Here is a 13543-nt window from a genome sequence, read left to right on the forward strand (position 1 = left end):
AATTGGACCTTGGGTCGGCCCCTTCCCCCCGACTCTCTGGAACGGGGAGGGGCAGGTGCCCGATCTCAACCCGCCGCCAGCGCGGGTGTCCATTCCACGCCATAGGGGGCGAACAGTGCCTTCATCTCGCCGCTGGCGGCCATGGCGACGACGATCTCCTCCACCGCGTCGCCCAGGGTGCGGCTGTTTTCCCTGACCGCCATGCCGATGTCCCATCCGGGCGAGGTGAAGGCGGGCAGGGGCCCCTTGCGCAAGGCAAGGCCCTTCGCGCCGCGGTGCAGCCCTTCCTCGATCTGTGCGCGGCTGGCGAGGACGGCGTCCGCCTTGCCCGCCGCGACGGCCGCGACCGCTTCGGCGCCGCTGGGATAATGCGCGACATCCTTCGCCAACAGGCCGCCGAAGGAACCGATCAGGTAGAAGTCGGGAATGGAGTCGAGTTCGGCCGCCAGCCTGTGCCCGCGCCATCCGGTGGGCGGCGCTTCCAGATCAATGGCGTCCGGCATGCCGGCAAGACGGAAGCTCTCGCGATAATAGGGCGCGATGATCGCCACCTGGTCGTTGCGGGCGGCGAAGGTCCGGTCGAAGGGGATGTGCAGCATCAGGTCGCCCGGCGCGAAGCCGAGCAGTCCGCCCTTCCACACGCCATGGCGCAGATCGTCGTCCACGCTTTCGTCCGCGACGAGCTGGGCGAGGTCGGCGCGCACGCCCAGTTTCCCGGCGATCGCATGCGCCAGATCGACGTCGAGGCCGACGAGCTTCCCGCCTTCCTCCCAGGACCAGGGGCGATTGTCCCTGTAGACGACCACCCGCAGCACGCCCAGGTCCTTGACCTTGCCCAGCGGTGCCGCATGCGCCATGCCGGGCCTCATCCCTAGCCCCAGCGCCATCGCCGCGCCCGCTGAGCCGATCAGGCCACGCCGGCTGAACATGGCCTCAGCCCTGGAACTTGGTTTCGAGCCAGGCGCGGATCGCCCAGCCGGCCTTCTGGCCCAGCACGTCCCCGAAGGGCGGCATATAGACCTTTCCGTCATGGCTGGAGCCGTGGCGGAAGCGTTCGACGAACCACTGGTCGCCCGATTCGCCCTGTTCCAGATAGCGCAGGTCCGGCGCGATGCCGCCGCTTTCGGCGTCGAGCCCGTGGCAGCGGGCGCAATTCTGGCCATAGGCGGACTGGCCGATCTCTATGGCCTTGGCATTGCCGCTATAGGGGTTTTTCTGAAGCCATTCCTCGCCAATGTCCGGCAAGGCGGAGGTGTCGACCGCCTGCGGCGTCACATTGCCGTGCGCCATCAGGCCGGTTGCCGTGGTCGCGCCCAATATGGCGACGGCGCCCAGCAGCGAAATGCGTCCCAGATTCATGCTCGAAATCCTCACCCGAATTGATTGGGGCAAGTGTAGGGCAGCGTGCTTTGCCGCCCTATTGGCCGTTGGTACTATCCCGGTGGAGGCGCGCGCGCCTTAAAACTCGCGGGTGCCATACAGGAACACGGAATATCCATCGGGCGGCGGAGAGGATCAGGGCGGATGAAGCGCATCATTCTGGCGGGGTTGGTACTGGCTCCGGCGAGCGCGCAGCCAGTGAGCGCGTGGGCGGAGACGCTCTATGTCTCCAACGAGCGCGGCAACAGCGTCACGGTGATCGACGCGGCCAGCGCGAAGGTGGTCGCGACATGGGCGGTCGGCGGCCGGCCGCGCGGGATCACCGTGTCGAAGGACGGGAAATATATCTATCTGTGCGCATCGACCGACCATGCCGTGCAGGTGATCGAGCGGGCCACGGGCAAGGTCGTGGCGGAGTTGCCGTCAGGGGAGGATCCGGAGCAATTCTTCCTGTCGCGCGATGGCGGGACGCTGTTCGTCGCCAATGAGGACAATGCGGCGCTGACCGCGATCGACCTTGGGACCAGGACCGTCGCTTTCCAGGTGGATGTCGGCGGGGAGCCCGAAGGCGTGGCGCAAAGTCCCGACAGCCGGTGGGTCGTGGTGACGTCGGAGGAAGAGAATGTCGTCAACTGGGTCGACGTGGCGAAGCGGGAAATGGTCGAGGCGACGCCCGTCGACCTGCGCCCGCGCCATGTCGAATTCACCCGCGACGGCGCCCAGCTCTGGGTCGCGGCGGAGGTGGGCGGGACGGTGCAGATCATCGATACGGCCTCCCGCAAGGTGGTCGAGACGCTGCATTTCGCCATTCCGGGCGTGGCGGAGCATCGCATATTGCCCTGCGGGATCCGCTTCACGCCGGACGGCAGGACGGCGGTGGTGGCGCTGGGCCGGGCGGACCATGTCGCGCTGGTCGACGTGGCGAGCCGCAAGGTGCGCGCCTATGTGCCGGTGGGCAAGCGGGTATGGCATGTCGCGGTGAGCGGCGACGGCGCGCGGGCCTATGCGGCCAATGGCCTTTCGGACAATGTGAGCGTGATCGATCTGGCCAGGGGAGAGGTCACGGGAACGATCCCCGTGGGCGCCGCGCCCTGGGGAATCGTGGCGGTCCCCTGATCATCCGCAGATAGGTTGCCCCCTCATCCCAAGGGAGGAAGCCCTAAGTCCAATTTTCCTGCCGGGGCGTCCGCCTCACTCTCTCTTCAGCCGGGGGCATTGACCGGCACAAAGAGGGAGGATGTTATGAAAAGGACGCTGCTCCTCGCGAGCGCGGCCATGGGGCTGCTTTGCGCGACTGCCACGCCGGCATTGGCCGGGACCACCGCCGATCTGCTGAAGCGGCTGCATGAGAAGGGAATCCTCTCCGACGAGGAATATCAGGAGCTGCTGAAGAATGAGAGCGCCGAGGCGGCTTCGGCGCCTGCCGCCCCGCCGGTGACGCCCGACGCGTCGGGCGGCGGCCGGACCGTGCGCATGACCGACAGCGGCGTCGGCTTCGAAATGGGCGACGTCACGCTCAAATTCTCCGGCTCGGTCAACGGCTTCTACGTCCATGACAATGGCGAGGCGCCCAGCGCGACCAACAGCGTGGTCGGCGGCGTGGCGACGGTAGGCGGCAAGAGTTCGGCGATCCGCAACGGCCTGCTGCCAGGCTTCCTGAAGGTCGAGGTCATGACCCGGCAGGGCGGCTGGGATGTGGGCGCGCATTTCGGCATGTATCCGGGCATTAATTCGGTGAACTATGCGGCGGGCGGCGGCGCGAACAGCCCCGGCAATCCGCGTGGGCTGCAGACGGCGGGCATCGATTTCCGCCAGACCTACCTGACCTTCGGCCGGCCGGGCTTTGGCGAGGTGAAGATCGGCCGCGACATCGGCCTGTTCGCCTCCGAGCAGATACTGAACGACATCACCCTGCTGTCTTCGGGAACGCCGGCGGGCAATGTCGCGCCGTCCAACACCACGCTGGGGCGGATCGGCGTCGGCTATATCTACACCGATTTCCAGCCGCAGATCACCTATACCACGCCCAGCTTCAGCGGCTTTACCGCCAGCCTCGGCATTTTCGAGCCCTTGTCGTCGCTGACCGGGCCGGACGAGGCCAACAAGGAGCCGGGCTTCCAGGGCAAGCTGGTCTATGACGGCAAGTTCGGCGGCGTGGGCACGCGCCTGTGGGCGGCCGGCATCCGGCAGAAGCATAATGTGATCGCGGGTCCGGACTATACCAGCTGGGGCTGGGACGCGGGCGCGAAGGTGACGGTGGGTCCGCTGACGCTGGTCGGCACCTATTATGATGCCTCGGGCCTTGGCACGACGGCGCTCAACCTGTTCGACACCGATGGCCTGGGCAACAAGCGCGACAGCCATGGCTTCTACCTGCAAGGGCTGGCGACGTTCGGGAAAGTCTCGGTCGGGGGCAGCTATGGCGAGAGCAGTCTCGACTATGCCAACGCCGCCGACGCGCTGGCCAATCCGACGCTGGTGGACAAGAATTCGAGCTGGGTCGGGCAGCTCCGCTACGGCCTTACGAGCTGGGTGACGCTGCTCAGCGAATATGTCCACACCAAGTCGGAAGCGCATAACGGCAACCGGGCCAGTTCCGACGCCGTCGCGGCCGGGGCGATCCTGTTCTTCTGATCCCGACCGAAGGAACAATGTCACGGGGCGGGGCCGCATCCTAACAGGGATGCGGCCCCATTTTTTCATGGCTGGACAATGGCCTGGCGGTCGAGGAACAAAGAAGAAGAGGCAAGGGGATGAGGAAGGGCATGCGGCTGGTCGGCGCGGCATGGGCGATGCTGGCGGGGCAGGCCATGGTCCTGGACGCGCGGGCGGAGACGGCCGACGCCGATGCGGAGCGGCAGCCGATCGTCGTCACGGCGCCCGGCGGCGCGATCGATGCCGATGATGCGTTGCGCCTGACCGGCGCGGACATCGGCCGCGCCGGGGCGCCCGACCTGCTGGGCGCACTGACCCGGTCGATCGCGGGCGTGACCCTGCAGGATGCGCAGGGCAATCCGTGGCAGCCCAATCTGGTCTATCGCGGCTTTACCGCCTCCCCCTTGCAGGGGCAGGCGCAGGGGCTGGCGGTCTATCTGGACGGGGCGCGCTTCAACCAGCCCTTTGGCGATACCGTCGCCTTCGATCTGTTGCCGGAGGCGGCGATTCGCGGCGTCACCCTGCTTGACAGCAGCGCTGTCTACGGGCTGAACGCGCTGGGCGGGGCGATGGTGATCGACACCAGGACGGGCGCCAGCGATCCGGGGCTGGAGGCGAGCCTGACCGGCGGCCGTTTCGGGTCGCGGGAGGCGAGCGTCGCGGGCGGCCTGAAGAGGGGCGATTTCAGTGCCTTCGGCGCGTTCCAGTACCGCCATGAGGACGGCTGGCGCGACCATTCGCCCTCCACCCTCTATAATGGCTATGCCGACCTGGGCTTCGACACCGCGACGGGCGGGCTGCATCTGAAGTGGATCGGCGCCGACACGGACCTGGCGGGCAATGGCGTCGCGCCGGTCGAATTGCTGGCGGCGGACCGGCGGGCGGTCTTCACCTGGCCCGACAATGCCAGAGCGCGCTATGGCCGGGTCAGCCTGCACCCCTGGGTCGCGTTGGGGGAGGGGACGCGGATCGAGGGCACGTTCTATGCCCAGCGGTTGAAGCTGCGCACCGTGAATGGCGATGCCGCCGACATGGAGGCGTGCGAGGACGAGGATCGCGCCGGGCTGCTCTGCCTGGAGACCGTGGGCGGGACGGAAGAGGCGCTGCTGACTGATGGCGACGGGCGGCCGATTGCCGATGTGCGGGGCGGCGAGGGCTATGGCGTGCTCAACCGTGGCCGGCTCGACAGCCGGGCGATGGGCGCGCTGGTCCAGATGATCGACGAGCGGGCGTTGCCGGGCGGGCGCAATCACCTTGCCATCGGGCTGAGCTATGACACGAGCCGCAGCCGCTTTGGCGCGTCGACCGAACTGGGCGCGCTGACGGAGGATCGCAGCGTCCAGGGGCTGGGGCCGTCCATCGTGCAGGAGGACGGCGCCATCGGGCCGGTCGGCCTGGTCGCGCATGCCAGCTATTGGGGGCTGTTCGCGCAGGACCGGCTGCCGCTGACCCCCCGGCTCTCGGCGGAGATCGGGCTGCGCTACAATCATGTCGCGATCGCGATGCGCGACCGGATCGGCACGGCGCTCAACGGCGATCATCGGTTCGAGCGGCTGAACCCCGGTCTGGAGTTCGATTACCGGCTGTCGCAGGAACTGGACCTGCGCGTCGGCTATGCCGAGAGCAACCGCGCGCCCACGCCCGCCGAACTGTCCTGCGCCGATGAGCATGCGCCGTGCAGCCTCGCCAATTTCTTCATCGCCGATCCGCCGTTGAAGCAGGTCGTCGCCAAAAGCTGGGAAGCGGGCGCGGGCGGGCGGGGCCGGTGGGGCGGGTTCCGGCTGGAATGGCTGTTGTCCGCCTATCGCACGCGCAACCGCGACGACATTCAATTTGTCGCGTCCGACATTCGCGGACGCGCCTGGTTCCGCAATATCGGCGCCACCCGGCGGCAGGGCGTGGAGTTCACCCTGAAGGCCGTGCGCGGTGGCTTTTCCGGGGCCCTCAGCTATGCCTTCACCGACGCGACCTACCGGCATGAGCTGGCGCTTTCCAGTCCCGCCAATCCCGCGGCGGACGAGAACGGCGTGATCCTTGTCCGGCCGGGCGACCGGCTGCCCGGCATTCCCCGCCACAGTGCGACGCTGTCGCTGGACTATGCCGGGCGGGGCTGGTCGGCCGGCGGCGACCTGATCGCGCGGACGGGACAATATCTGGTGGGTGACGAGGGCAATGACCAGCCGCCGCTGAAGGGCTATGCGCTGGTCAATCTGCGCGCCGGGGTCGATATCCTGCCGGGGGTGACGCTGTTCGGCGAGTTGCACAATGCGCTGGACTGCAAATATGCAACCTTCGGCACGTTCAGCGACATCGGGGAGGTGGCGATGGCGCAAGCGCCGCATGCGTCCGATCCGCGCGCCTATGGGCCGGGCGCGCCGCGCCGCTGGTATGCGGGGGTGAAGGCTCGATTCTAGAGCCAACCGGCTTGGATCGCCGGCTAATCGCGCCAGATCAGGCTGGCTGGTCGATGCGGGGCAGCAGCCGCGCCTCCAGCCCCGGATAGAGGTGGGAGACGCTGCGTTGCAGTTCGTATCGTGCCGCCGCCATGGTCGCGAAGCGTGGGGGGATTGGCAGTTCGCCCGCCTCCACCATGTCGAGGCCCGATTGCACCGCCCGCGTCAGCGCGTCCTCCAGCCAGTCGATCCAGTCGCGGGTCTGGGCAATGGCGGCCCTGCCGCCCGGATCGAACGGGCCATGGCCGGGGACCAGCCCGCCATGCGGTTCGCTCGCCAGCCGGTCGAGGCTCGCGCGCCAGCGGGGAAGGTCGGCGGTCGGCGTGCTGGGTGCGCGATCGTGAAAGACGAGGTCGCCGCCGATCAGCAGGCCGCTTCGTTCGTCCAGCAGCGCCAGGTCCGCGCCGCTGTGGCCGGAAAGCGCCAGCAGCCGCAAGCCGCGCCCGCCGAAATCATCGCGCCCTGTCGTGATCGGCAGGCCGGGCAGGACCAGTTCGGTGCCGCGCATCCAGTCGTTCAGCAACCGGTACATCGCGTCTGAATAGCCGCGTCCCTCGCTGGCGAGCGCTTCGATCGTGCCGGGCAGCGCCGCGACGATCCCGGGATCGAAGGCGGCGATGCCCATGCCGTGATCGGGGTGCAGATGGGTGACATAGACGCGGACCACCCTCTGGCCGGTCAGTTCCTCCGCCACCTTGCGCAGCGCCTGCCCATAGGAGAGCGACGGGCCGCAATCGCACAGTACCGTCCCCGCCGGCGTGGCGATGATCGCGATATTGGCGATGGCGCCGCCATTGGCCGGATCGATCGGGGCGTCCGCGCCGTGGATCATCCATATTCCGTCCGCGACGGCGACGGGATCGATCGCATAGCGGCCGCGCGCCTGCGCGGGCAAGGCGGCGAGCGCCATGCCGCCGGTGATCAGTCCGCGCCGGGTGAGCATCATCGCGGCGGGGGCGACTGGCGCGCGACGGACAGTGCCGCGTGATAATCGCGTCCGTTGGTGTCGCGGGCATCGACCGTCAGCATGTCGCCCGCCGCCGCATGAGGGACCAGGGTGATGGCCGGGTCTTCCGCGACCGAAGCCCAGATCTCCATCCGGCCCAGTTCGCGGCCGGCGCCGTCGCGCACGGTCAGCTGTTCCAGATGATAGGTGGGAATGGCATCGACCAGCCCGGTATCCATCGGGTGCCGGAAGCTGATGCGCAGGCGGCTGGCCGGGGTTGGCCCGGCGACGGGCCAGGCTTCGCCCCTGATTTCGCCCAGATGTTCGGCCCAGTCGCCCTTGACGCGGCTGACCGGCGGCGTCGAGCAGCCGCCGCCCGCCGCGTCGATCCAGCCGCCGGACACCAGCCATTCGCCGCTCGCCAACTGCACCGCGCCGCGCACGGGCGTGCGCTGGTCCAGCTTGATCCGGGTGGCGAGATAGGCGTCGCTGTCCGTCGGGTGATAGTCGATGGCGATGGGGATCGGGTTGAGGTCTGCCATCAGCACGATGCGTCGGACGCCGGCAATGGCGCGGGCGTCGATGGCCACCGGGAAGCTGCGCTGATTTTCCGCGATCTGGGGAAAGCCGACCTTCACCCGCGGGTCGAAGCGGACCGGATCGTCGCCGAACAGCAGCTTCGCATGCGCTTCCCACATCGGCGATTCGAGCGGATCGGCAGGCACGGATGCGTCTGCGCGCGCCGCCAGCGCGAGCAGGGCCAGGGTCATGGCTGCGTATCTTCGCCCTTTCACGTCCTTCTCCCTTGGTGCAGATCTACAGGCTGGCGCAATGCGCTACCATTGGCCCTTGGGTCGGATGGGGAGGGCCGGGAATGAGGATGACTGTATGGGGCGCCGCATTGCTGCTTTGCGCGGCGCCGGTGGGGGCGGAGCCATTGTTCGGCCCCGACGGATATCGCATCGCCGCCTATCGCGCGCCGGTCGCCCGCCCGCCCGACGGGGTTGGCCGGATCGCCCCGGCCGCCGCCGCGGCCCTGCGGCCGGGGCGGGACGCGCTGTTCATCGATGTCCTGCCGGCCGAGGGCGGGCATAGGGAGCGCGACGGGCGCTGGCGGCTGGCGGAGCAGCATGAAAGCGTTCCGGGCGCGCACTGGTTTCCCGAAGCGGGCAGGGGCGTGCCGGAGCCCGGCATCGCGGCCTGGTTCGCAGGTGGCGTGCGGCGGCTGACGGGTGGACGGCGGGATCGCATGCTCCTGGTCTTCTGCCGGGCCGATTGCTGGATGAGCTGGAACGCCGCGCGGCGGCTGCGCGCCATGGGCTATCGCAATGTCTGGTGGCTGGCGGAGGGGACGGACGGCTGGCGCGACCTGGGACAGCCATTGGCGCGGGCGGTGCCGGAGGGAGGCGTCGTGCGCGCGAGCGCTCCGTCCTAGATCAGGCGCGGGTCGTGCCCCGATTTTGTCGTGGCATGCTTTGGTCTGCTCAAGCTCTAGGACCAATGGCCCATTGCGAGGATCCGCCGCGCTGCGCCATCTTTTGCCCAAGCATGTTTGCATGGGAGAGAGAGCCTTGACCGACATTCGCATCACCCTGGGCGCTGTTGGCGCCGTCGCGCTGCTGGCGCTGGCGCCGCTTTCGGCGCAGGCCAGGGACATCATCGTCCATATGAAGAACCAGGGCGCGGATGGCGCCATGGTGTTCGAGCCGTCCTTCGTGAAGGCGGCTGTGGGCGACACCATCCGTTTCCAGCCAAGCAATCCCAGCCATAATGCCGAAACCATGGCGAACATGCTGCCGGCCGGCGCGACCCCGATGAAGGGCGCGATGAACAAGGAGGCGGTGCTGACCGTCACCAAGCCGGGCCTCTACGGCATCAAGTGCATGCCGCATTATTCGATGGGCATGGTCGCCCTGGTGCAGGTGGGCAAGGTAACCCCGGCCGATCTCGCCGCCGCCAAGGCGGTGAAGTTGCCGCCCTTCGCCGCCAAGCGGATGACCGCCGCGCTTGCCAAGGTGAAGTGAGATCCGCCGATGCTGACCACGGCCCCCCTTGTCTATCCCGTGCCGCCGCTCTGGTCGGCGGAGGCGAAGGTCGATGCCGCCGCCTATGCCGCGGGCTATCGCCGATCGATCGATGACGCTGACGCCTATTGGCTGGAGCAGGCGCGGCGGCTGGACTGGCTGCGCGAACCCACCCGCGCCGACGAGAGCAGCTTTGCGGAGCGGAATTTCGGCATAAGCTGGTTCAGCGACGGCATGCTCAACGTGTCGGCCAATTGCCTGGACCGCCATCTGGAGACGCGCGGGGACCAGGTGGCGATCATCTGGGAACCCGACGATCCGGAGGAACCGGCGCGGCGCTTCACCTATCGGCAATTGCATACGGAGGTGTGTCGCTTCGCCAATGTGCTGAAGGCGGCGGGCGTGGGCCGCGGCGACCGGGTGACGCTCTACCTGCCGATGATTCCGGAGGCCGCCTTCGCCATGCTCGCCTGCGCGCGGATCGGGGCGATCCATTCCGTCGTGTTCGGCGGCTTTTCGCCCGAGGCGCTGGCGGGGCGGATCACCGATTGCGACAGCCGGATCGTCATCACCGCCGATGAGGGGCGGCGCGGCGGCAGGACCGTGCCGCTCAAGCGCAATGTCGACGCGGCGGCGGTTCTGGCGCCGGGGCTGGAGCGCGTGATCGTCGTCCGGGCGACCGGCGGCGATGTTGCAATGGATGCTGGGCGCGACGCCTATTATGACGAACTGGCCGCCACCGTTTCCGTCGATTGTCCGGCCGAGGCGATGGCGGCGGAAGACCCGCTGTTCCTGCTCTATACCTCCGGATCGACGGGCAAGCCCAAGGGCGTGCTGCATTCGACCGGGGGCTATCTGCTCTGGGCGGCGATGACATTCGACCTGAGCTTCGACCATCGGCCGGGCGAAGTCTTCTGGTCATCCGCCGATGTCGGCTGGGTCACGGGGCACAGCTATATCGTCTATGGGCCGCTCGCCAATGGCGGCACCACGCTGATGTTCGAGGGGGTGCCGAACTGGCCGACGCCCAGCCGCATCTGGGAAGTGGTCGACCGGCATCAGGTGGCGACGCTCTACACCGCGCCGACGGCGCTGCGTTCGCTGATGAAGGAAGGCGACGATTTCGTGACCCGCACCAGCCGCACGTCGCTGCGCCTGCTGGGGACGGTGGGCGAGCCGATCAATCCCGAGGCCTGGCGCTGGTATCATGAGGTGGTGGGCGAGGGGCGCTGCCCCATCGTCGACACCTGGTGGCAGACCGAGACGGGCGGGCACATGATCACGCCGTTGCCGGGCGCGACGGACCTGAAGCCGGGTGCGGCGGCCAGGCCCTTTTTCGGGGTGGAACCCCTGCTGGTCGACGGCAATGGCGTCGCCGTGGACGGCGAAGGGGAGGGCAATCTCTGCATCGCGCGGAGCTGGCCGGGGCAGGCGCGCACTGTCTGGGGCGACCATGAGCGCTTCTTCCAGACCTATTTCACCACCTATCCGGGGCTGTACTTCACCGGCGACGGTTGCCGGCGCGACGCGGACGGAGACTATTGGATCACGGGCCGGGTAGACGACGTCATCAACGTGTCCGGGCACCGCATGGGCACGGCGGAGGTCGAGAGCGCGCTGGTGCTGCACGAAGCGGTGGCCGAGGCGGCGGTCGTGGGCTTTCCGCACGACATCAAGGGCCAGGGCATCTACGCCTATGTGACGCTCAACAGCGGCGAGGAAGCGAGCGACGCGATGCGCCAGGCGCTGGTCAAATGGGTGCGCAGCGAGATCGGGCCGATCGCGACGCCCGACGTGATCCAGTTTGCCCCCGGCCTGCCCAAGACCCGGTCGGGCAAGATCATGCGCCGCATCCTGCGCAAGATCGCGGAGGGTGAAGTGTCCCCGCAGGCGCTGGGCGACATCAGTACACTTGCCGATCCGGCCATCGTGCAGGAGCTGGTCGAAAGCCGCGCCGCATAGAGCAGCGATGGGGCGGGAAGAGGCATGTCCTTCCCGCCGCCGCAGCAGGGTTAAGAAATGGTTGATGACCATCGGTGGCAGGCGAGCGCTAAGCCGTTGATCATAATCGCTTTGTGATCGACCCCGTCCAATGATAGAAAGCTGCGCGGTTTCGATGCAGAAGGTTGTCGATGGACAGGAAACTGGCAAGCGAACGGGGTGCGGAGCAAAAGGCGCTGGCGGCCCGATGGAGCATAGCCGCCGAAGCCATGGAAGCGCTGGCAGGTGCTCGGTCCCTGGAGGCCATCACCCATGTCCTGCGAGCCTTCGCGCGTCGCGCGGTCGGGGCGGACGGCATTGCGGTCGTCCTGCGCGATGAGGACGAGTGTCACTATATCGCGGAAGATTCGATGGAGCCGCTTTGGGCGGGCCAGCGCTTTCCCGCGGCGAGCTGCGTATCGGGCTGGGCGATGGAGAATCACCGGACCGCGGTGATCCCGGACATATTCGACGATCCCCGCGTGCCGGTGGAGGCCTATCGCACCACATTCGTGCGGTCCATGGTGATGGTGCCGATCGGCCGCGTCGAGCCCATAGCCGCTCTGGGCGCCTATTGGTCGGAATTCGCGCAGCCCACAGAAAATGAGATCGCGCTGCTGGAGGCCCTGGCCCGCGCGGCGTCCACCGCGCTGGAAAATGGGCGGCTGTTCGCATCGCTGGAAGCGCTGAACGATCAGCTGGAACGCCGCGTCAGGGAACGCACCACGGAACTGGAGCGGTCGCAGGACAGCCTGCGCCAGGTCCAGAAGCTGGACATGCTGGGCCAGTTGACCGGCCATGTCGCCCATGATTTCAACAATCTGCTGATGCCGATCGTCGGCGGGCTGGACCTGATCCTGTCGGGCAAGCGGACCCCGGAGTCGATCGAGCGGCACGCGACCATCGCGATGCAGGCGGCGGAAAGCGCCCAGACGCTGGTGCAGCGGCTCCTGACCTTTGCCCGCCGCCAGCCCCTGACCGCAAAGGCGGTCGACCTGTCAACCCTGCTCGATGGCATGCAGGCCCTGCTGGCCAGCACGCTGGGCCCGCGGATCGCGCTGTCGCTCGATCTGCAACCGATGCTGCCCGCCGTGCGCGCCGATGCCCACCAGCTTGAGGTCGCGCTGCTCAATCTGGCGGTCAACGCGCGCGATGCCATGCTCGATGGCGGCGCCTTCAGCATAAAGGCGGAGGCCCGGAAGAGCCGCCTGCCCGCCGCTCTGGCGCCGCCTGGTCCCTATGTCTGCCTGACCGTCAGCGATACCGGCACCGGCATGACGCCGTCGGTCCGGGCTGCGGCGATGGAACCCTTTTTCACCACCAAGCCTTCCGGCCACGGTACGGGACTGGGCCTGTCCATGGTCCATGGCCTTGCCACCCAGCTTGGCGGCACGGTGGAGATCGACAGCGCTGTGGGCGAGGGTACGAGCGTCAGGCTCTGGCTGCCGGTCGAGCAGGCCCCTGTCGCGAAAGCCGAACCGCCTGCGGTCGGGGAAGAGCCCAAAGCGCGATCGGGCAAGGTGCTGCTGGTGGATGATAACGACCTTGTCCGGAACAGCACGCGGGCGATGCTGGTCGACATGGGCTATGAGGTGATCGACACCGACCGCGCCGAACATGCCCTCACGATGATCGAATCAGGCGACCGGCCGGACATCCTGATCACCGACCATATCATGCCGGGCATGACGGGAGTGGAACTGGCGCTGCGCCTGCGTGCCGATCATCCGAAGATCGCGCTGCTGATCATATCGGGTTATGAGGGGGTGGACCTGATCGCGCCCGACATCACCCGCCTGTCAAAGCCGTTCCGGCATCAACATCTGCAGGCCTGCATCTCCGCCGCGCGCGCGCAGACCGCCTGATCCGGGTATATGACGGCTGCCGCCGGGCTGCCTGTTCCAGTCATGCCGCCTCGGCGATGTCGACCGTGTAATGCGCGCTTGTCCTTTCGGCGACGTCGTCTTCTGTCACGCCCGGAGCGAGCTGGACGAGGCGGAAGGGGCTGTCATGGTCGGGCCGCTGGAAGACGCAGAGGTCGGTGACGATCATGTCGACCACATTCCTGCCGGTCAGCGGCAGGGTGCAGGCCGGGATGAACTTGG

At 67.8% G+C, this 13543-nt stretch carries 11 protein-coding genes and 1 pseudogene; 7 read left to right on the forward strand and 5 right to left on the reverse strand.

The window, feature by feature from the left end:
• Positions 1-65: 65 nt before the first annotated feature.
• Together MRBLMC3_RS22935 and pedF are read right to left on the reverse strand one after the other, a co-directional pair.
• Positions 66-929 carry a substrate-binding periplasmic protein gene (locus MRBLMC3_RS22935; RefSeq protein WP_363832686.1) on the reverse strand — a complete coding sequence of 288 codons (864 nt, stop codon included), beginning with the start codon at positions 927-929 and terminating at the stop codon, positions 66-68.
• Between the two features lie 4 nt (positions 930-933).
• Positions 934-1359, reverse strand: a complete 426-nt coding sequence (gene pedF, locus MRBLMC3_RS22940; protein WP_363736652.1) for a cytochrome c-550 PedF — start codon at positions 1357-1359, stop codon at positions 934-936.
• A 165-nt stretch (positions 1360-1524) separates the two neighbouring features.
• Between pedF and MRBLMC3_RS22945 the strand changes: the two genes are divergently transcribed.
• The 3 genes from MRBLMC3_RS22945 (at position 1525) to MRBLMC3_RS22955 (ending at position 6449) form a co-directional block, all read left to right on the forward strand.
• The gene (locus tag MRBLMC3_RS22945) at positions 1525-2496 is read left to right on the forward strand and encodes a PQQ-dependent catabolism-associated beta-propeller protein (RefSeq protein ID WP_363832688.1); all 972 of its coding nucleotides are present in this window, start codon (positions 1525-1527) and stop codon (positions 2494-2496) included.
• A gap of 126 nt (positions 2497-2622) precedes the next feature.
• A complete protein-coding gene (locus tag MRBLMC3_RS22950) occupies positions 2623-4014 on the forward strand; it encodes a porin (RefSeq protein WP_363832691.1) in 1392 nt (463 codons plus the stop codon).
• Positions 4015-4133: 119 nt separating this feature from the next.
• On the forward strand, positions 4134-6449 hold the full coding sequence (locus MRBLMC3_RS22955; protein WP_363832694.1) for a TonB-dependent receptor: 2316 nt from the start codon (positions 4134-4136) through the stop codon (positions 6447-6449).
• A 37-nt stretch (positions 6450-6486) separates the two neighbouring features.
• On the opposite strand, the gene MRBLMC3_RS22960 is transcribed toward MRBLMC3_RS22955, so the two are convergent.
• Positions 6487-7434, reverse strand: coding sequence for a quinoprotein relay system zinc metallohydrolase 1 (locus MRBLMC3_RS22960; RefSeq protein WP_363832696.1), 948 nt, complete (start codon positions 7432-7434; stop codon positions 6487-6489).
• Positions 7431-8204, reverse strand: coding sequence for a quinoprotein dehydrogenase-associated SoxYZ-like carrier (locus MRBLMC3_RS22965; RefSeq protein WP_363736642.1), 774 nt, complete (start codon positions 8202-8204; stop codon positions 7431-7433). Before MRBLMC3_RS22965 ends, MRBLMC3_RS22960 begins: the two co-directional genes overlap by 4 nt.
• A 104-nt stretch (positions 8205-8308) precedes the next feature.
• On the opposite strand from MRBLMC3_RS22965, the gene MRBLMC3_RS22970 reads away from it, so the two are divergent.
• The 4 genes from MRBLMC3_RS22970 to MRBLMC3_RS22985 all read left to right on the forward strand — a co-directional run bounded on the left by MRBLMC3_RS22970 (position 8309) and on the right by MRBLMC3_RS22985 (position 13303).
• Positions 8309-8869: a rhodanese-like domain-containing protein gene (locus MRBLMC3_RS22970; protein WP_363736640.1), complete on the forward strand. Its 561-nt coding sequence runs from the start codon at positions 8309-8311 to the stop codon at positions 8867-8869.
• A 136-nt stretch (positions 8870-9005) separates the two neighbouring features.
• Positions 9006-9458 carry a pseudoazurin gene (locus MRBLMC3_RS22975; RefSeq protein WP_363736638.1) on the forward strand — a complete coding sequence of 151 codons (453 nt, stop codon included), beginning with the start codon at positions 9006-9008 and terminating at the stop codon, positions 9456-9458.
• A gap of 9 nt (positions 9459-9467) precedes the next feature.
• A complete protein-coding gene (gene acs / locus MRBLMC3_RS22980; protein WP_363832699.1) occupies positions 9468-11420 on the forward strand; it encodes an acetate--CoA ligase in 1953 nt (650 codons plus the stop codon).
• Between the two features lie 170 nt (positions 11421-11590).
• Positions 11591-13303: a GAF domain-containing hybrid sensor histidine kinase/response regulator gene (locus MRBLMC3_RS22985; RefSeq protein WP_363736634.1), complete on the forward strand. Its 1713-nt coding sequence runs from the start codon at positions 11591-11593 to the stop codon at positions 13301-13303.
• A 40-nt stretch (positions 13304-13343) separates the two neighbouring features.
• On the opposite strand, the pseudogene MRBLMC3_RS22990 reads toward MRBLMC3_RS22985, so the two are convergent.
• Positions 13344-13543, reverse strand: a pseudogene (locus tag MRBLMC3_RS22990) (succinyl-CoA--3-ketoacid-CoA transferase); the annotation flags it as partial.

The sequence above is a fragment of the Sphingobium sp. LMC3-1-1.1 genome (genome assembly GCF_040676285.1).
Taxonomy (GTDB): Bacteria; Pseudomonadota; Alphaproteobacteria; order Sphingomonadales; family Sphingomonadaceae; genus Sphingobium.